Annotated in this window: 13 protein-coding genes and 1 tRNA gene; 6 read left to right on the top strand and 8 right to left on the bottom strand. The window is 67.8% G+C overall.

Annotation, left to right across the window (positions count from 1 at the left end; translation table 11 throughout):
* Positions 1–228: 228 nt before the first annotated feature.
* The 4 genes from BCD48_RS39270 to BCD48_RS39255 all read right to left on the bottom strand — a co-directional run bounded on the left by BCD48_RS39270 (position 229) and on the right by BCD48_RS39255 (position 4,614).
* A complete protein-coding gene (locus tag BCD48_RS39270; protein WP_071053483.1) occupies positions 229–1,338 on the bottom strand; it encodes an acyl-CoA dehydrogenase family protein in 1,110 nt (369 codons plus the stop codon).
* 333 nt (positions 1,339–1,671) lie between these two features.
* The gene (locus tag BCD48_RS39265; RefSeq protein WP_071053473.1) at positions 1,672–2,433 is read right to left on the bottom strand and encodes an SDR family oxidoreductase; all 762 of its coding nucleotides are present in this window, start codon (positions 2,431–2,433) and stop codon (positions 1,672–1,674) included.
* A gap of 179 nt (positions 2,434–2,612) precedes the next feature.
* Positions 2,613–4,361, bottom strand: coding sequence for a class I adenylate-forming enzyme family protein (locus BCD48_RS39260; protein WP_083419894.1), 1,749 nt, complete (start codon positions 4,359–4,361; stop codon positions 2,613–2,615).
* Positions 4,348–4,614: a hypothetical protein gene (locus tag BCD48_RS39255; RefSeq protein WP_071053472.1), complete on the bottom strand. Its 267-nt coding sequence runs from the start codon at positions 4,612–4,614 to the stop codon at positions 4,348–4,350. Before BCD48_RS39255 ends, BCD48_RS39260 begins: the two co-directional genes overlap by 14 nt.
* 365 nt (positions 4,615–4,979) lie before the next feature.
* On the opposite strand from BCD48_RS39255, the gene BCD48_RS39250 reads away from it, so the two are divergent.
* A complete protein-coding gene (locus BCD48_RS39250) occupies positions 4,980–5,759 on the top strand; it encodes a FadR/GntR family transcriptional regulator (protein ID WP_083419893.1) in 780 nt (259 codons plus the stop codon).
* Between the two features lie 64 nt (positions 5,760–5,823).
* On the opposite strand, the gene BCD48_RS39245 is transcribed toward BCD48_RS39250, so the two are convergent.
* Positions 5,824–7,356, bottom strand: coding sequence for an acyl-CoA synthetase (locus BCD48_RS39245; RefSeq protein ID WP_071053471.1), 1,533 nt, complete (start codon positions 7,354–7,356; stop codon positions 5,824–5,826).
* Between the two features lie 114 nt (positions 7,357–7,470).
* Positions 7,471–8,142, bottom strand: coding sequence for a PaaI family thioesterase (locus BCD48_RS39240; protein ID WP_071053470.1), 672 nt, complete (start codon positions 8,140–8,142; stop codon positions 7,471–7,473).
* A gap of 194 nt (positions 8,143–8,336) precedes the next feature.
* Between BCD48_RS39240 and BCD48_RS39235 the strand changes: the two genes are divergently transcribed.
* On the top strand, positions 8,337–9,452 hold the full coding sequence (locus BCD48_RS39235; protein WP_071053469.1) for an Rv3169 family protein: 1,116 nt from the start codon (positions 8,337–8,339) through the stop codon (positions 9,450–9,452).
* 255 nt (positions 9,453–9,707) lie between these two features.
* Here BCD48_RS39235 and BCD48_RS39230 read toward each other — a convergent pair whose 3' ends face one another.
* Together BCD48_RS39230 and BCD48_RS39225 are read right to left on the bottom strand one after the other, a co-directional pair.
* Positions 9,708–10,934: an amidohydrolase family protein gene (locus tag BCD48_RS39230; protein WP_083419897.1), complete on the bottom strand. Its 1,227-nt coding sequence runs from the start codon at positions 10,932–10,934 to the stop codon at positions 9,708–9,710.
* A 464-nt stretch (positions 10,935–11,398) separates the two neighbouring features.
* A complete protein-coding gene (locus BCD48_RS39225; RefSeq protein WP_071053468.1) occupies positions 11,399–11,821 on the bottom strand; it encodes a GNAT family N-acetyltransferase in 423 nt (140 codons plus the stop codon).
* A gap of 492 nt (positions 11,822–12,313) precedes the next feature.
* On the opposite strand from BCD48_RS39225, the gene BCD48_RS39220 reads away from it, so the two are divergent.
* The 4 genes from BCD48_RS39220 to BCD48_RS39205 all read left to right on the top strand — a co-directional run.
* On the top strand, positions 12,314–12,649 hold the full coding sequence (locus BCD48_RS39220) for a hypothetical protein (RefSeq protein ID WP_071053467.1): 336 nt from the start codon (positions 12,314–12,316) through the stop codon (positions 12,647–12,649).
* 436 nt (positions 12,650–13,085) lie between these two features.
* Positions 13,086–13,159: transfer RNA gene (locus BCD48_RS39215), tRNA-Ile, on the top strand.
* A 2,614-nt stretch (positions 13,160–15,773) separates the two neighbouring features.
* On the top strand, positions 15,774–17,708 hold the full coding sequence (locus tag BCD48_RS50920) for a hypothetical protein (RefSeq protein WP_131804198.1): 1,935 nt from the start codon (positions 15,774–15,776) through the stop codon (positions 17,706–17,708).
* A gap of 1,817 nt (positions 17,709–19,525) precedes the next feature.
* Positions 19,526–19,722, top strand: a 197-nt coding sequence (locus BCD48_RS39205; protein ID WP_071053466.1) for an IS1634 family transposase N-terminal domain-related protein, incomplete at its 3' end; no start/stop codon positions are given.

Here is a 19,722-nt window from a genome sequence, read left to right as displayed (position 1 = left end):
AGGTTCGCGGCGGCACGTCGGCGAACGGGCACCGAGACAGCGGCCGTATCCGGCCTAGGGGCGGGCACCGGCCCGACCGCGATCGTCCCTCAGCGGCCCGTTCAGCCGTACGCATTCGACTACGCAATGTGGCCAAGCGTGTATCGGCGCCTGGTTGGCGACCTGGGCCCCGTCCAGGTCGGCGCCGCGGCTCCGACCCCGTGGTCGCGGCGCCGGCCTGGACGCTCGTTACAGGCCGACGCGGCTGGCGAGGCGGTCACGCCAGGCCGACGGGGCACCGAAGAGCAGCTCGTCGGACTTGGCACGGCGGAAGTACAGGTGGGCCGGGTGCTCCCAGGTGAAGCCGATGCCGCCGTGGACCTGGATGTTGTCGGCGGTGACCTGGGTGTAGGCGTCGGAGCAGTAGGCCTTCGCCACCGCGGCGACCTTGGCCAGCTCCGCGTCGTCCCCCTCGGCCGCGCACCAGGCGGCGTAGTACGCGGCCGAGCGCGCCGACTCGACCTCGAGCAGCATGTCCGCGCAGCGGTGCTTGACCGCCTGGAAGGAACCGATCGGCCGGCCGAACTGGACTCGGTCCTTGGCGTACTGGACCGCCATGTCAAGCGCGACCTGGGCGCCGCCGGCCTGTTCGGCGGCGAGCGCCACGGCCGCGAGGTCCAGCACGTGCTCGAGGACCGGCCAGCCCGCCCCGTCCTCGCCGACGAGCGACGCGGGGGTGGCGGCGAGCTCGACGCGCGCGAGGCGGCGGGTCTGGTCGAGGGTCAGCAGTGGGATGCGGGTGAGGCCGGCGGCGGCGCCGGGGACGGCGAACAGGGACACGCCCGCGCCGGTTCGGGCGGCGACGAGCAGCAGGTCGGCGGTGTGCCCGTCGAGGACGTAGTGCTTGGTGCCGGTGATCGTCCAGCCGTCGCCGGCGGGCGTCGCGACGGCGGCGACCTCGCCCGCGTCCCAGCGCCCGTTCTCCTCCGCGAGCGCCACCGTCGCGACAGTCTCGCCGGCCGCGATGCCCGGAAGCCACGCCTTCTGCGCGGCCGCGTCGCCCGAGCGCAGCAGTGCGGCGACGGCCAGTACCGCCGTCGAGAAGTACGGCGCGCAGAGCAGCCGGCGGCCCATCTCCTCACAGACGAGCGCCACCTCGACGAAGCTTGCGCCGCTGCCGCCGAACTCGGCGGGAACCGCGAGGCCCACGAGGTCGAGCTCGCCCGCCAGCCGCGCCCACACCGCCGGGTCGTAGCCCTGGGGCGTCTCCATCAGCCGGCGCACCTCCGGCTCGGGGGAGGCCGCCTCGAGGAACGCGCGCACCGCCCGGCGCAGGTCCCGCTGCTCGTCGGAAAACATGAACGGCGTCACGACCCGCACCCACTCCCGTCGGCCGTCGTCCCACGAGGCCCCGCCACCGGCCGCCTGGCCGGCCGCCCAGAAGCCTAAGCCATAGATCTATACATTTTCAATCGGATGGAGCCGGCGGGACCGCGGCGACGGGCCTGGGCGACGCTGGCAGGCACGGCGGCTGACGCGACCGTGGCCACGCGGCACGGGCCGAGCCCGGCGCGGGTCGCGGCCACGGGCGCCGGTGGCCGGGGTGGTGGTGGCCTGCGGCCGGTGGCGGCGGCCGGCGGCGGCGGCCGGCGGCGGCCGGATGCCCGGTCACCGCCACCGCGGCGGCGCGGCCTACTTCGGCGCGAAGCGCTGGCCGCCGTCCAGGCGGATGGTCTGGCCGTTGAGCATCGGGTTCTCGATGATGCCCACCGCCAGGCGGGCGAACTCCTCCGGGCGCCCCATCCGCTTCGGGAACGCGGCGTCCTTCGTGAGGACCTTCTCGTATTCCTCGGGAATGCCCTTGGTCAGCCCGGTGTGGAACAGGCTCGGTGCGATCGCGTTCACGCGGATGCCGAGGGAGCCGAGCTCCCGGGCCATGGTGAGGCTCATGGCGGCCACGCCGCCCTTCGCCGCGGTGTAGGCGATCTGGCCGATCTGGCCCTCGAACGCGGCGATGGACGCGGTGTTGATGATCGCTCCGCGCTCGCCGTCCGCGTTCGGCTCGTTCTTGCTCATGTGCCAGGCGGCAAGGCGGGCGACGTTGAAGGTGCCGATCAGGTTGAGGTCGATGATTTTTTGGAAGGTTTCGATGGGCATGGGACCGTCCTTGCCGATCGTGCGGCCCGGGGTCGCTCCCCCGGCCGTGTTCACGGCGACGTCGATCCCGTCGAGCGCGGCGACGGCCGCCTCGATGACACCCTCCATGCCCGCGAAGTCGGTGACGTCGCAGGCGTGGAAGGTGCCCTTCAGCTCGTCCGCGACCGCCTGGCCGGCGCTCGCCGGACGGTCGAGGATCGCCACCCGGCCGCCGCGCGCGACGACCAGCTCGGCCGTGGCCCTGGCCATGCCGGAGGCGCCGCCCACGACGAGCGCCCGCAGACCATTCAGCTCCACCTGATGTCCCTCTCCTGTGGTGAGCTCGGCGAGCACGCGCCCGCGAGCGTCCGGGCCCCACCGGCGCCGCCCACGCCCGCCACTAGCACCCGCCTATATATTTTATACATATTGCCCTGAGCGGTGCCGGGTGTCCCGAGGCAGTCGACGGCCTTCACGTTGGCCCTACCTCTGGGATCTCAGGCTCCCTTCTCCTGCAGGAGCCGGCGAAGCGCGCCGCCGTCGACCTTTCCGCTGGCCAGCCGCGGCACGTCGTGGGGATCGTTCACGACGAGCCACCGGGTCGGGACCTTGAAGCTGCTCAGCCGGGCCCTGGCCTGCTCGACCAGGCCAGCCCGGCCGTGCCAGCCGTCCCGGCCATCCCGACCGGCCCCCTGGCGGTCGTCCGCGCGGTCCAGACCGTCCGGCCCGGCCCGGCCGTCCGGGCCGTCCGGGCCGTCCGGGCCGTCCCGGCGGTTCTCGCCCTCGGGTAGCGCGGCGACGACGAGCGCCGCCACCTGCCTGCCACCCGCCTCGCCGGCCACATCGGTGACGAACGCCTCGCGGACTCCCGGCAGGGCGCGCAGCGCCGCCTCGACCTCCAGCGGGTACACCGTCGCGCCTTTGACCTTGAACATGTCGTCGAGCCGGCCCCGGTACCACAGGTAGCCGTCCTCATCGAGCACACCGGCGTCGGCCGTCGGGTAGAACCCGTCCGCGTCGAACACGTCGGCGCGGTGGCGGCCGCGGATGCCACGCATCAGGTTCGGCCCGCGCAGCCGGATCTCGCCCTCCGTGCCGGGCGGGAGCGGTGCGCCGGTGCCCGGGTCGGTGATGCGCACCTCGACGCCGGCGAACGGTCGGCCGCAGCTGCCGTGCTTGCCCGCGGGCAGGTCGGTGTCGAGCGGCGAGCCGCAGTACGGCCCGAACGTCTCGGTCATGCCGAAGAGGTTCGCCCGCGCGCCCGGGCCGGCGCGCAGGCCGGGCGGCAGGACCGCGCCGAGGCTCGCCGGGCGCAGCGACGACAGGTCCGTGGTGGCGAAGTCCGGATGGGCGGCGAGCCGGGCCGCCTGGTCGGGCCAGCCGCGGAAGAGGGTGACCCGCTCGCGCTCCAGGAAACGCAGCGTCCGCGCCGGCTCCGGCTCGGCCTCGGTGAGCAGGGTCGCGCCGGCGACGAGGGCCGAGAGCAGGCCGCCGCCGAGGCCGCCCGTCCAGAAGAACGGCATCGGGATGTAGAGGCGCTCGCCGCGGCCGATGCGACGGGCCCCGAGGCCGGACTCGACGGCCCGCAGCGCGTTGCCATGGGTGTGGATCACCCCCTTCGGGCCGCCGGAGCTGCCCGAGGTGAACAGGATGACCAGGTCGTCGGCCGGGCGGACGGACCTCTCGAGCTCGTCGACCACCGCGCCGGGCGCCGCGCCGGTGGGCAGATCGCCGGAGAGCCAGAGCCGTCGCAGCGACGGGACCTCGGCGTGCGGGGCGCCCCCGCGGACCTGCTCCGTCAGGCCGGGGACCGCCTCCTCCAGGTCGTCGAGGTACGCACGGCCGCGGAAGCGCGGGACGACGACCAGCTCGGTGACCGCGGCGGTACGCAGCTGCGCGAGCAGCTCGGGCGGGCGCAGCAGGGTGGACAGCGGGACGAGCACGCCGCCGACCCGCGTCACCGCCAGCGCGAGAACCGCCCAGTCGATCCCGTTCGGCATCACCAGCCCGACCCGGCTGTCCCGCCCGACGCCGGCGGCGACCAGGCGGGCCGCGAGCCGGCGGCTCGCCTCGTCGAGCCCGGCGAAGGTGATGGCGTCCTCGTCGCTCACGAGCGCCTGGACCGAGGAATCCAGGCGCCGCCGGACGGCGAGCAGCGCGGGGATGGTCGGCTCGCCCGGCGCGCGTTCATCCGGTACGCGCTCGCCCGGCATGCGCTCATCCGGCGCGCGTTCATCCGACGGCATGCGAGAGCTCCCTGCGGGCGGGCATGTAGATCTCACGGCTGGGCGTCGTCGGCACCGCGCCGCCGGCCGACGGGGCCACCCGGCGCGGGGCCTTGTGAGCGGACAGCAGTCCGGCCAGCCCCCGAGGCGGCTCGTCGGTGCCGGCGGCGCGCCCGGGCGGCACCCGCGCACCGCGCGGGGCGGTCCGCTCGCGCAACAGGTCCGCGGCGGTCAACGGTGGCCCGTCACCGGCGCCGACCGTGGTGACGATCACTGCATCGACCTCCGCGGCGATGCTATCCAGACCATCCCTAAATGTCTAGAGATATAGCCTGGCTCGCGACGCCGCCGACTGGCGGGCGCGCAGGGTCTCCGGGTGCCGGCCGGCGGGATCGTCATCGCGGGTGGGGCGTTCCGGCTCGTCGAACGGCCGCGGCACTCGTTCGCACTGTGCGCCGTAGTGCGTGGGTGCCCCAGTAGGCTGAGCGTCACGGCGGGCCTCGCCCGTCCCGTGGCGTGGGCCGCGAAGGGCGCCTGGACGCACCGACTGGACGCATCGAGCAGTGCCAGCGCCGCGGTCAGTGCCGCGTGCCAGGACCGTCCGGCGGCTGCAGGCGGCCGACGGAGAGAAGGTCGATCGTGGTGGCGGAGCCGAGACGGGCGCGCGGGACTGGCCGGGCCCCTCCCCGCGAGAAACCACAGCAGATCGCCGACGAGCTCCGGGGCCTCATCGTGCGGGGCGAGCTGGCGGACGGCGAGCTGCTCGGGCGCGAGCCCGAGCTGGTGGAGCGCTTCGGCGTCTCGCGCCCGTCGCTGCGCGAGGCGCTGCGCATTCTCGAGGCCGAGGGCCTGATCACCGTCAAGCGCGGCGTGCTCGGCGGGGTCGTCGTCCATCGGCCCGACGAGCGCCTGACGGCACGCACGGCGGCGATCGTGCTCCAGGCGCGCAACGTGCCGCTCGCGGACGTCTATGACGCTCGCGGCATGGTGGAGCCCGTCGCCGCGCGGCTCGTCGCGTCGTCGCGCTCCCGCCGCGCCGCGGCCGCCGAGCTGCGGCGGCTCATCGCCGAGCAGCTGGAGGCGGTCGACGACCCCGTGGCGTTCGGCGAGGCCAACGCGCGCTTCCACGCGCGCCTCGTCGAGCTGGCCGGAAACCAGACGCTGAGCCTCGTGGCCGAGATGCTCAAGGAGATCGTCGCCCGGGCTGTCGCGGCGGTCAGCCAGCCCGACGACGGCAAGGACACCGGGGCCGTCCGGATGCGTGGCCTGCGCTCCCAGGCGAGGCTCGCGTCGCTCATCGAGGCCGGTGAGGCGAGCGAGGCCGAGGCCCACTGGGCGGAGCACATGGCGGTCGTCGGGCGGGTGATGCTCGCGCAGCGCGCGAAGACCGTCATCGACCTGATGCAGCACGACTACTGATCCCTCAGCACGCCTGCTGGTCCCTCAGCACGACCGCTGAGGGACCAGTACGACGACCAAGGGATCAGGCGCTGGCCTCGGGCGGCAGGAGCCGACGGGCGATCTTGCCGGTGGGCAGGCGAGGGAGCTCGGCGAGGAAGCGGACCGAACGGGGCGCCTTGAAGCGGGCGATGCGGGCCCGGCAGAAGGCGATGATCTCCGCTTCCAGCGCGGCGGGATCGGCCGGCGGGTAGGTCGCCGGCTGGACGACGGCGCGGACGGACTCGCCGAGGTCGGCGTCCGGGACGCCGATCACGGTGACGTCGACGAGATCGGGGTGCTGGATCAGGACGTCCTCGATCTCGCGCGGGTAGATGTTGACGCCACCCGAGACGATCATGTTCGTGGCGCGGTCGGTGAGGTAGAGGTAGCCGTCCTCGTCGACATGGCCGATCTCGCCGTAGGTGGCCCAGCCGCGCTCGTCGAACACCGATGCGGTCTTCTCCGGGTCGCCGTGGTACTCGAAGCGTCTCGCGGGCTCGAAGTACACCCGGCCGTCGGTGCCCGCCGCGACCTCCGCGCCCTGCTCGTCGACGATATGGACCGCGCCCTGCATCGAGCGGCCGACGGAACCCGGGTGGGCGAGCCATTCCTCGGGACCGATGTAGCAGAAGCCGACGCCCTCGCTGCCGGCGTAGTACTCGTGGATGACCGGGCCGAGCCAGCCGAGCGCGGCCCGCTTGACCTCGACGGGGCAGGGCGCCGCTGCGTGGACGAGAACCTTCAGGCTGGACAGGTCATAGCGGTTCCGCTCCTGTTCGGGGAGCCTCAGCAGGCGGACGAGGTGGGTCGGGACGACCTGGGCGAGGGTGACCCGGTGGCGCTGGATCGTCTCCAGGAAGTCGACCGGCTCGAACCGCGGGCCGACGACGACCGTGCCTCCGATCCGGTGCACGGCGGCGGCCCAGCCGGACGGCGCCGCGTGGTAGAGCGGCGACGGGCTGAAGTACACGGTGGACTCGTCGCCCCCGAACAGGTGGCGGACCATGGCAGTGAACCCCGTGGGCACGCCGACCGGGCCGCCGACCTCGATCGGCTTGATCCCCTTGGGTCGTCCCGTGGTGCCAGACGAGTAGAACATCCAGTTGCCCTCGGCCTCGTCGTCGAGCGGAGACGACGGCAGGCCGGCGACGACCTGCTCGTAGGGCTCGAACCCCTCGATCTGCCCGTCGACCACCAGCCGGAACTTCGGGGCCACCTCGCCGAGCCCGGCGACGACGTCGGCGCAGCCCGCGGACACCACCAGAGCGGCGGCGCCGCAGTCGGCGATGATGTACGCCGCCTCGGCCGTGGAAAGGTGCCAGTTGATCGGCGTGACCAGCAGGCCGGCGCGCAGCCCGGCCCAGGTGACCTCGAAGTACTCGGCCCGGTTCTCCATCAGCACGGCGACGTTGTCGCCGGTCCTCAGGCCCGCTGCCCGGAAGGCACGCGCTAGCCGGTTCGACCGCGCGTCCAGCTCGGCGTAGGTGATCGTGGTGTCGCCGACGATGACCGCGGGCCGGTCGGGCGCGGACGCGGCGAACCGTTTCGGGTGCTCGATCTGCTGCTCGGTCTGCATGGCACTCCCACGAAGGGCGAGGGGCGAGGTCCTACGAAGCTCGTCTTGTCACTGAATCAGCAGCCGTGTGAGCGGCGCCACCCAATCGTCACGGCGTCCGGCGCGGGGATGTCGTCATGACGCCCGGCGCGGGGATACGGCAGGCAGCCGGGAGCGCTGGCCACGGACGGCGTCCACCCGCGCGTCGCACAGCACCACGTGCCCGGCCAGGAGCCGCCCCGTCGAACGGATACGCGTCCCCTCCACCGTCCGGGTCAGCTCAAAACTCAGATCGGTGAGCAACGGCGTCGGCCGCCGGTAGCGCAGCTCGAGGCCGGCCGTCTTGCCCGCCTCGCCGACCTCGCAGTTGTGATGCTGGATCGCCGCGTCGAAGAACAACGCGAGAAAGCCGCCGTGGACGAGGCCCGGCGGGCCTTCGTACACGACCGGAAAGTTCACGGTGCCGGTCGCGCGGCCGCCGTCCACCTCGATCGTGTACTCGGGGAAGCAGGCGTTGAACGCCCCGATGTGCCGTGAATGATCGACGTACGGCCGCCCGTCGCCGTCCGCCGCGGGCCCGACCCTGGGCGCCGGGTCCGCCGGCACGCACCGCGACAGCGCCCGTTCCGCGCGGTCCAGCGCGCCGAGCAGCTCGTCGAGGGCCGCGGCGGGCCGCTCGAGCGCGAGAACGAGACCGGCGACGCGGCGCAGCCGTGCCGCGGCGTCGGCCGCCTCGGGCAACGGCTCCAGGCCGAACGTCCACCGGCCCGCCCCCTCGGCGAGCCCGGCCGGGGCGCGGCCGTCCATCACCGGCTCCTCATCAGCGGCCCGGGAGCTTCATCATTGCGGCGATGCTAGCCAGCAGGTCCAATAATGTCTAGATGTATGTGGCCGGCGCACCGGCGGGGCATGCTTCTGGCGCGACACCCGCGACGCCCGCGACGCCCGACGGCCATGCCCGCCGACGTCGACATGCCCTCTGACGCCGAGAGGAACTCGCCATGCTCATTCCTTTTGACGACTACCCGGTCCACCAGACCGCGCTGCCGCTCGCACACGCCGGCGACGGCCACCCCGACCAGTACGACCGGTTCTGGTTCAACGGCTACGACGAGAACATGTACTTCGCGGTCGCGCTGGGCTTATACCCGAACCGGGGCATCATCGACGCCGCGTTCAGCGTCGTGGCCGACGGCATGCAGCGGTCGGTGTTCGCCTCCGGGCGCATCCCGCTGGACCGCACCCGGACGAGCGTAGGCCCGATCACCATCGAGATCGTCGAGCCGATGCGGGTCAACCGCGTCGTCGTCAATGCTCCGGAGCACGGCCTCGTCGCGGACCTGACTGCCACGGCCCGCACTCCCGCCTATGAGGAGCCGCGCCAGACCCGCCACGTCGGCACCCAGCTGACCATGGACGTCACCCGCGCCACCCAGCTGGTCACCTGGGCCGGCACGCTCTCGGCCGGCGGGCAGGATATCCCGCTGTCGGCGCCCACCTACGGCACGAAGGACCGCTCCTGGGGAATCCGCGGCGTCGGCGACCCGGTACCCGCCGCACCGCGCCATGCCCTGCCGCAGATCTTCTTCCTGTGGGCACCGCTGAACTTCGCCGACGTATGCCTGCACTACCTGCGATTCGAGGACGCACTCGGCGTCCCGTGGTCCGAGACGGCGGCGGTCCTGCCGGTGATCGGCGACAAGGAACCGGTGTTCGGCGCCGACACCGGCATCCGGACGCTCAGCGGCGTCCGGCATGACGTGCGGTGGGCGCCCGGGCTGCGCCGCGCGCAGGGGGCCACGATTCTTCTCACCCCGGGTGACACCGTCGAGCTGGAACCGATCCGCACATTCCGGATGAGAGGCGTCGGCTACCTGCACCCCACCTGGGGCCACGGGAAATGGCACGGCGAACTCGCCGTCGACGGCGAGGCTCACAGGACCGCGGAACTCGACACCCTCGCCTTCGACACTGTCCACGTCCAGCAGGTCATGCGTGCGACGTGGGGAGAGCGGACCGGTCTGGGCGTGCTCGAACAGCTGGTCATCGGCGCCTACGCGCCCGGCGGCTTCACCGATCTGCTCGACGGCGCTCCGGTCAGGGCGGCGGCCCCGTGAACGTCGTGCGCCGCCCTGAGCGCCAACACTGGCGGCCGGCGGCCGGCGGCCGGTGGTCAGCGGCTGGCCGGGTGCCGGTAGTTGGGTCCGGCGGTTGGGGGCCGGCAGATAACGGCCGTCAGTGGGCGGCGCCCGCGCGTCGAGAACCACGGTCCGTCAGTTCTCGACACGCGGGCCCCTACCCGATCTGGTGAGCCGCGCGGGATCGCCCGCCCGCGACAACGGGTGGTGGTGGCGGCGCCACCGGCCCGCGGTCTACAGGACCTTCGCGAGCGGGTCGATCCCCATCAGCGTGGCGAGGTTGCCACCCATGATCTTGCGCTGCTCGTCGGCGGTCAGGCTGTCGAGCTCGTCGACGAACGTCACCGGGTCGAACAGGCCCTCCGGGTGCGGATAGTCGGAGCCGAACACGACGTTGTCCGCGCCGAGCACCTTGACCAGCCCGAGCACGTCCTCCTCATGGAACGGGTGGACGTAGACGCAGCGGTGCCAGGCGACCATCGGGTCCTCGTCGAACAGGCCCGGGTTGCGCTGGTAGAGCTTCTCCAGCTGCGTCACCAGCGGGCGGACCCAGGAGCTGCCGTTCTCGACCGGCAGGAAACGCAGCCCCGGGAACCGGGTGGCCAGGCCGTGCCCGAGGATCGAGGCGATCACGTCCTTGATGACGCGGTGCTCACTCATCACCAGCTCGGCGAACGCGGTCCGCCGAGACTTGAACGGCAGGAACTCGGCGCCCGCGCCCTCCCAGTCGTTCAGGTAGCGCTGGAAGCCGTCGTCCGAGGCGTGCATGCCGACGACGATGCCGGCCTCCTCGACCCGCTTCCAGAACGGGTCGAACTCGGGCAGCGCGAAGGAGCGGCGCTGCCCGCGGTAGCCGGGCACGGGCGCCGGGCGGACCAGGATCGCGCGCGCCCCGTGCTCGATCACCCAGTCCAGCTCGCGCAACGCCTCGTCGAGGATCGGCAGCGTGATGACCGGCGTCGGGAAGATTCGGTTCTCGTAGTCGAACGTCCAGTGCTCGTGCATCCACCGGTTGAGCGCGCGGACCACGATGACCGTGGCCTCCGGGTCGTCCGCGAGGCGCTCCTCGAGCAGGCTCGCCAGCGTCGGCCACATCATCGCCCGGTCGATGCTCAACTCGTTCATCAGCTCGAGCCGGTCCGCCGGGTTGAAGTACGCCGGGATCGACGGCACGTACCGCGGCGGCGGGGCGGCCTGGATGTCACCGGCCTTTGTCTTCGACGACGGGTTCTTCAGCCGGAACTCAAGCTCCTGGGCCCCGGGCGGCGCGACGACGTTGAACGTCGGGTTCGGGATGTACTCACTGATCTGCCCGCGCAGGGCGATCTTCGTCCGGTTACCCACCTGGACGTACTTCACGAGCCCGTCGTACTCGGCCGGCAGGTACTTCGTGAACGCGTCGGTGGTCTCGTACATGTGGTTGTCCGCGTCGAAGACGGGAAACTCGATCGACCGCGACAAGGCGATCACATCCTCCCAAGCACACCCAACATCACGTGATAGGGCTCACGGTAGTCGACAAAGTCAGACGTCGTCTAGTTTCGTGACCCGAGCCGGCCTCGGCCGCCCGCGCGGCGGTGAGCCCCGCCACCCCCGCCACTCCCTCCTCGGCCCGAACCGTCGGTCGCGCTCCTCCCCTGACGCCGCCCCAGACCGATTTCCCGTGGATCATCGTCGACCGAGCGCCGAGGTCCGGTTCGCATGCCCAGCCGGCAATCTTCGATGTTTCTGGAGCCGGTGAGTCGCATAGATCGCGGACCGGGATTGCACAAATTCGACGAATCAGGGCGCGTGACGCCGGTCGGCGTACCGACCTGGTAATCATGCGCCAAGCCTCGCCAGCCGGGCGCCGGTGATCGCCAGCTGGAAATGCGAACTGGCGCCGGCGACCCGCCGCCGCCCTGACGAGATCTACGGGAAGGGTCCTAACGTCGTGCCCTTCGTTCCAGGTACGTCTCATCGGGCGGGCCGAAGCCGTGCTGCAGGTACAGCCCATGCGCGTCCGCGGTGTGCAGCAGCCACCGGAAGCTGGCGCCTGGACCGTCATCGATCATTGCCGTCACCAGCGCCTTACCCAGCCCCATCCCCCGTACCCGTTCCGCGATGAACACATCCGCGAGGTAGGCGAGCGAGACGCCGTCCGAGATGGCCCGGGCGAAGCCCACCAGATCCCCCGTCCTCGTCTCGTAGACGCCGACGACCCGCCAGGCGCCGTCGAGCTGAGCTTCCACGTGCGCGCGTTCCCGCCACCGGCCCCAGTAGGCGCCCGTCGACAGAAACGCCCAGACAGCGTCGCGGTCGACCCGGCCCCGATCGTCGTCAAGCTCGAATCCCTCCGGAACGGTCATGCGTCCTGACGCTGGCAGACACGACGGATCGCCCGCAAACGGATATAGATCCCGGCCGCGCGGGCAGGCAGCCTGACGCACGGCCGCAGGGAAGGCGGCCCCACACTGGCGGCACGGCCGCACGGGAGGGCGGGAGGGCGGGCAGATGGGCACACGGGCGGGTGGGCGCCGGCCGGAGCGGGCCTGCGGCCGCTGGCCGCTGGCCGCTGGCCGGGGCAGCAACGCGTGCCAACGGGAAGGAGCCCTCCCGGCGGAGAACCTTCCCAGCGGCGGCGACCGATGCTCGGTTCGAGCAGTGAGCGCCCATCCGGCTCCCGACGCAGGTCACCGTCCGGCGCTGCCGGTGTCGGCCGCGCCGAGACAGCCCCCGACCAGGGCAGAAGCGATCCAACCGGGTCGGCCGCGGCGCGCGGTCACGTGGACCGAGGATGTGTCGTAGCCTGTCGTCCGCGTCACTTGACAGCATGATCTGCCGTCGCCAGGATCGAATATATGTTCGATCTCCTCGGGGTCCGGTCACGCGCTCGCATCACCCACGAAGGCCGGGTCGGGCCTGACCGCCGGCTCCCGTCGCAGATCGACACCGATCCCCGGCCCCTCGCGGTCCGACCTCCGACCGACCTGCCACCGAGCGTGGCCCGGATGGCGGCGCGGACGAGACTGTCAGCGGAGCTGCTTGCCGCCATCATGGCGGTGGACGGGCGATCCCGGGCCACCCTCGACGACATGGAGCGTGCGGACGCGCTCGCGGACGCCCTCCTGGCCCGCCGGCGCCAGCGAGCCGGCCAGGCAGCCCCCGAACTTGCCCACGCCGGCCACCGCAGCTAGCGGACCTGGGTCCGGTTCCGGCGAACCCGGTAGATCCGACGCCCGCCCGGAGGAGCGAGGCCGGAGGAGCACCGAGCGACCTGCCCAGTCGGATCCGTGAACGTCGGGCAGATCCTTGATCCAGACCATCCTCGGCGCCCGGCTCGTCGCCGCCCGGCCTCCAACAGCCCAAGGCGGGCGATCATGGTTACCGCACTCACGCCGGCCCAACTCCCACGCCAAACGGGTCACCGATAGCCACTTCAGGCCAAGGAGATCGGACGGTCCCGGGACAGCGTGGCCAGAGAAACAGGCGTCGAACTCGCCGATCTCGAAACCCGGCAACGGCACGAACCAGTGCCCAGCGTCCAGCCGAGCGGGCAGTACTCCCCCACGCACGACCGTTGACGAGCCGGTACGACACGACACGGCTGTAGTCGGTACGCTACGTCAGTCTGGGGCGGTAGCTCAGCCGGTCAGAGCAGGGGACTCATAATCCTCCGGTCGTGGGTTCGAGCCCCACCCGCCCCACCCAGCCTGACCTGCAGATTTGCATTGAGATCTTGGTCGTGAAGATCGCAGACTCGTACTTCTGATGCCAGGGTGATGCCGTCCTGACGGTGACGATCTTGACGGCCACCGACTGCTCTGGCGACCCTCCACTGGGCGTGACGGCGTGGAGGGGACCTGGTCGCGGACCAGCGGCACTGTGGCGGCGTGCTCCTTACCGGCCCGCTAGTGCCTCGCGGTCTTCAACTGCTCGAGAAGTGGATCGGCGCTGCGCCTGCCGTCACCTGCGCTCATGCCAACGTCGCGCGTCGGTCTCCCCTGACGATGGAGACTGCGGTGCCGGTGCCTGATGCCTATTGGCCACCGCGTGGCCCTCCGCACCCCCACCTGATGACCAGCGGGTTGCGCCGAGCCGGTGGGTCAAGTAGTCGAGGACCACCGCTGCGGGCTGAACACGCCTGCATGCCAGTCCGCCTGCGGAGATGGCCGTCAAGCATCTGGTGGAACCGACATGTCAAGCATGTCCCGAGACCGGGCAGCGCCCGAGGCTCGCCGAGGCTCGCGCGTTGCCGAAAAGCCCGTTCTGCGATCAAGGAGCCTGTGACGACGACCGCGCCGCGCGACGGCTGCGCGCGGCGCTGGCGCGCCGTGCTCGCCGGCGCGTCGCGCACCCATTCTGGTTCCTACTTCCCTACTTCCGACTGCTTCCGCAGAGCGCGAACGTAGACACAGCAAGTGATCTGCGTCTAGCATTCCGCCGTGCTCGATCACCAGCCGGCCGGGGGCGATCCCGGGCTGACGGACCGTCCGGTGGAAGACCGTGGCCACGAAACCGCACGGTGGTACGCGTACCAGTACGCCCTGACGGCACAAGAGTGCCTGATGATGCTCGTCACGCCTAGGCCGTGGATCATCTGCGAGTGGCACGCGGACTTCGTATGCGCTGGACCCGACGGGGGTCACCCTCACTGCCTCGTGTCAGTCAAACATCGGTCCGCCGACCAAGGGCCGTGGGCGCTGGCAGACCTGCCGAAGCGCGGCGGATTCAAAGTCCTGTACGAGCGGTGGGCAGCCAGCGGCTATTTCCACACCTGCCGTTGGGTTACCAACGGTGGTCTCAAGCCTGGTGACGACCAGGTGAAGGAGCTGGCTCGACTGCTCGCACTCCCCATAACTGCGGACCGAGAACAGCGTATCTCGCAATATGCCGGTCTTTTGAGCGAGGGTATCGGAGCCGCTATCTCTGACGCCGAGTCGTTCCTTGGCTCACTTCAAATGATCAGCACAGGCGGCGACGAGTTTAGCATGCGAGCCCAGGCAATCGAGGGCGTGGCCAGGCCGGTCATGCAACACCTAGGGGTGGCGGCGGGCATGGCACGTGTCGCCTTTCTGGCAGCATACGATCTCGTTACCGAAGCGGTCCTGAATCTAAATCCAGATGAGCCCGATGGACTTTGGATGACCCCAACTGACCCGGCGAGTGAGGACCGAGCGAAACGCACCATTTCGCGACACCGACTCCTAGAGCGCCTCCGTGAGCGCGGCATTGCTATCCCGAATGACGCGGGAATTGCTGGTGCTCCGGGCGAGAGTGACATGATCCGCAAATTGCGGGCAGGACGCCTAGGCCCGACTGTGATCGCATCGGCTCCACGCCTTCGCCGGCGCTGGTACGAATTGGAAGCGACTTTCCGACCAGACGTCCCCAGCCCTCTGCAAGACGAAGTCAACCGGTTGCGAGCCGAAGTCCTTTATCGGGCTTCTATGGCGGAGACCAGGACCCGGAGACCCGGCGCCGCATACGGAGTCTCAATGCATGGCGCGCTAACCGAACTTCTTACGCACGAGATTTCGGCCCGACTCCCCATCTCGGCACCGGAGTTGATGGGTTGCATCTATCAACTCACCGATGAATGCGAAGTCTGGTGGTCTGACAGATTTAATCCTCAGTACGATGCGCCTTGGCTTCTTGAGCCCAAAGTACAGTCCTACGTCCAGCCTTCTCTGCTACAGATGGACGCAGACTCGGCTGAGGCAAGCGCATGAAGGCACTAACTCAGGAAGCACTGCCAGCCCCACGGAATAGTGGGCTGGATTACCATGCGGCCAGGATTATCCTGCTGATCTCCGCCTTCACGCGAGAGAGCGGACATAGCATAGACGGTCTTACCAAACTCGCAAAGTTGGACTTTCTTCTACGGTATCCAGCCTTTCTCGAAAAACTTGCGACCGCTCTTTCTTTTGAGATGCCGGATGACGTGCAACCGACTCCGAGTGAACGGCTTGCAGTCGAAAGTAGGATGATTAGATACAAGTATGGCCCTTGGGATGATCGTTACTACCCTGTAGTAGGACTTCTACTAGGAACAGGTCTAGTTGCGTCGAGGCCAGGGCAGGGTCGCATCTCATTGTCGATCACTGACAAGGGTAGGCAAATATCGGACCTTATAGCCGCGGAACCCGCTTGGGAGCTTCTCGCCACCCGATGCACCTATCTGGCGAAGTCGTTTAACCTCTCGGGAAATCGGCTCAAGAACCTCATTTACGATCACCTTCCCGAAGCCGTAGACCGTCCACATCGATCGACCATCTAATAGACTCGCGACGAGATCAGAGGCATACAATGGCCCGCACTATGCAGCTGCACCAGCTGCGTCTTGTGACCTCGTCGGGCACAAGCACCTATACCTTCCGTGCCGGGGTAAACGTCGTCACAGGCAGTTACAAGACCGGCAAAAGCAGCATGCTTGAGCTAATGAAGTTTGTGCTCGGTGGTAACGCACAAATAATGCCCGCCATCGAGCGGAATCTCCAGGCCGCGAGCCTTGACCTAACCATTGGAAACTCCCGACTTACGATAACCCGAGTTATGGGCCAAAATACACTCACCGTGAACGATTCGGATGGAGTGGTAGAAAGATGGACAGCCACACAGGGAAGTCTTCCGAGGGCTGGAATCAAATACCTTGAACTGCTCGATATTCCAGTGGTGCGCCTCAGTAAGAAGAATGATACGGGTAGCGAGCCGCTAACATTCTTTGATGTGATGCGAATGATTTATCTTCCGCAGAGCGATGTCAACCGCGCAGTTGCCGGGCATACAGATACCTTCGTGAACCGTAAACGCAAGGCGGCCTTCGAACTAGTCTACGGTTTGGCCGACAACAGAACACGAGAGCTTGAGGTTGAGTTTACTGATCTGGAGAAGCGAAGAGACCGCTCACGAGTGGCGGCTGACGCCGTGCGGCACTTCCTAGTCGAGGTAGGTGCGCCGGGCGAGGATGAACTTGCGCCTGAAGAGATTCGACTGCGACGTGACTTGGCCGAGGCCGATGATCGGCTGCAAGCTGCGCGAGAGAATGCGTCATTTTCGGTTATCGGTGATCAGAAGCCGCTGAGAGACCGGATCTCCGAGCTGCGAGTTCTCGCGGGCGATTTTGAGGCCGAGCGAACGGCGGCCTATGCGGCAGTGGAGAGCGGTAAAAGCGTACTGGCGCAACTCGACGTCGACGAGCGCCAGCTTCAGCGGGAAACTTTCGCAGCACAGTCGATATCGGGCCTCGAATTCTCTGTTTGTCCGCGATGCCTTCAAGGCCTAGACCATCGCGAGGTGGAACCGGGGCACTGTTTGCTCTGTACGCAAGCCCAGCCTATCGTAAAGAGGAAAGATGCCGATCAAACTCTTCGTCGTATAAAGAACCAGCGCGAAGAGGCGCAGTCGCTGCTCGCCGAAGATTCACAAAGGCTGGCCTACATTAATCAGCGACTGGAGGACCTACGGCTTCAGCTCGATGATGCCGCCGGCGAGCTTGAACGGCAGGCCGACAGCGAGCGCCTATTTCCAAGCATCGATCTGGCGAGTGTTGCCGCGGGCGATCGTGAAAGGGCGAGAGCGAGACTACGTGATATCGAAAGATTCCGAGATCAGTGGGGGCACCACGAGCGCCAGGAACTAGAGGTTTCACGTTACCAGCGGAGAGTGGACGAAAACCGCGCCGAGCAGATCAGGCACCGTCAGGAACTAGAGGACCGCAGACAGCGTATCGATGTTCTTGGCGAGATATTCGACGAAGAAATTCGGGAACTTCGGTTTACAGGTTATGAGCATGCAAACATCGACACCCAGTCGTATCTACCTGCAATCAATGACGACCCTTTTGATAAACTCAGTGTTAGCGGTGCTAGCAAGACTCTCGCGAACGTAGCTTACTACCTGGCAAATGCTGGATACTCTAACAGCGATTCCGATTTTCTGCTGCCAGGGCTGCTGATTCTTGACAGTCCTCGCACCAGCCTTGGGGATACTCCAGATGATCTGGCGGCCGGACAGAGGATATATCACCGCATAGATATCCTAGCTATGGCGTATCCTAATCTGCAAATCATAGTCGCAGATAATGGCCTGCCGCAGCTTCACGCCGATGTCCGTCGGCGTATTAATCTGATAGAACTCACAATTCAGCGACCTCTCCTGCAGAACGTGCCGCACCCTGGCAGGGAAGCGGCCGAGCTCCAAGAGGCACAAGCCGCATCCAGTCGGCGTTCGTCGAAGCGCTCCCGCACAGGATGATAGTCACCATGGACGCGAGTCTTGGTCTGATGCGTGATGAGGACGTCGAACGCGGTCACGACAGTGAGTGACCCGAAAGGGCCTTAATCAGCGCGGTGGGACCACGGGCCAGCGGCCAACTTGGCAGCCAGGCAGACGGACGACCTGTCAACGACACAGCCCTGTGGACCAGATGAAGTCACTCGTCAGATCGCTGAGAGCTCGGTCGACTAGAGCGACGGTCTCCGTCCAGCCGCCCTGCGGCATATCTTTGCTAGTAACGCCGTATGGCAAACCAAGTTCCGTCCATCGGTCCAGGACCATATCCTCTGCCTTCATGGCAAGATGCCCTGGCAATATTTCTTGCGTAACCAAGATCCACCCCCTGCGCTCATGTTGGCGTAGCCGCGAGGTGCCTTCATTGTATATTCCAATCTTTGCCGCGCAAAGCCCCTGGTGGATAATCAAATATACATATCCGGGCTTGTCGGGCTGAAAGCCGTGCTGAGCGCAGTGAGCGCATGGAGCCCGGCGCCTTTGGATGACCTTATCCAGGGTCGGTTGGACTACTTTGCCGCAGACGATGTGCCTCGCCGGCCAAGCCGTCTTAACACTTCCGGGGAAGGCTGTTAGCGGTTCTAGGCCGGCATCGCGCATTATTTCCATGGCGACGTCCGGGTCAGTAGCTCTTTTCGCGCAAAATCGACACTTGAGCTTTGTCTTCCTAGCATTGGTTAGAGACGGATCAACGATCTGGCCGCAATTCAAGCAACGGCAGCGCCAGGCGATATTGGCGCCAGGGTACGGCACGAGCGGCAGCAAGCCAAACCCAAGCATTTCGGCACGAGCTTCGTCAGGCGGGATCGGCGCCCCACGGGAGCAATATTCGCATGCACCATTACCCGCGCTGACAACGCTGCCGTACCAGACATTTATCTCGCGACGACACTTGTTACAACGACATCTCCAGGTTGTCTGCGTGCCAGGGAACGGCTCCAGGGGCTCGACATCGGCAGCACGGATGTTGGCAATCGCGACGGCTGGCTTCACCTGCCGCTTCTCGGCCGCAATCCGTGAATTGTTGATCTGAGCGCAGGTTTTACAGGGACCCTGCTTCTTGGTCACGACGCTTGAGTAGCTTGAGAACGTCGGGTGCCCCATCGCGTGACAGACGCCAGGCCAAGGCTTGTCCGCTCCTGGATAGGGCACCTGTGGGTCGGTGCCGCGATCCCTCATCTCCTGTGCCCTGGCTACAGGATCGATCTTTCTCAGGTGTTCCTCACCCTTCGGCGACTTGACAATTTAATCAATCACTTGGGAGGCGCGTACCTCACCCACCGAGTCCGCCCGCTGATGCCTCCGCCGGCTCACCATGAGCCATGGTAGACAGCCTAAAACCCACGATCCGCGACGAAACGGTGCCGCGCCGGCTGACCGGTCCAGGACATTGCGGCAAGCACTTTCGGGGGGTGCGACCTGACCATAGCCGACTGACGACCTCACGCAGACGGTGGCGGAGAGTGATCCGATCAGGCGGTGGTCAGCACAGCGTGGATCACGCGCTGGCAGCCAATGTGGCAGCCAAGCCGACGGACGACCATGGACGAACGTGGACGTCCGTGGAATCCGAACCGCCCTTGACCTGCACCGATGGACGTCTGCCGGCGTTGGCGGACGAATCACCGATGATCTCTTAACCCGAACTTGCGAGTGCTCGAAGATCGCTACGCGCACAGCCTGGCACTTTGGCCTGTGTTGTCCGAAGTGTAGTCAGTAGGTTGCTTGATCGGGATCTTGCTGGATGGGATCATCGACTCGTGGCGAGGCAAACGGGTGCTATGCACGTGGACCGGATTGTCAGTCGGCAGACGAACGCGGCCGGCGAGCCGCGGGAGTACGTGTCGCATCTGGTGCGGCGTACCTTCCGGGAAGACGGAAAGGTCAAGAACGAGACCATTGCGAACGTCTCGCACCTTCCGCCGGCGGCCATCGACGTGCTCAGGAAAGCGCTCGCGGGCCGGACGCTGGTCGATGT

This window comes from Pseudofrankia coriaricola (assembly GCF_001854805.1).
Classification (GTDB): domain Bacteria; phylum Actinomycetota; class Actinomycetes; order Frankiales; family Frankiaceae; genus Pseudofrankia.
Note: the sequence above shows the minus strand (reverse complement) of the source record. Positions and strands in the feature narration are given on the sequence as shown.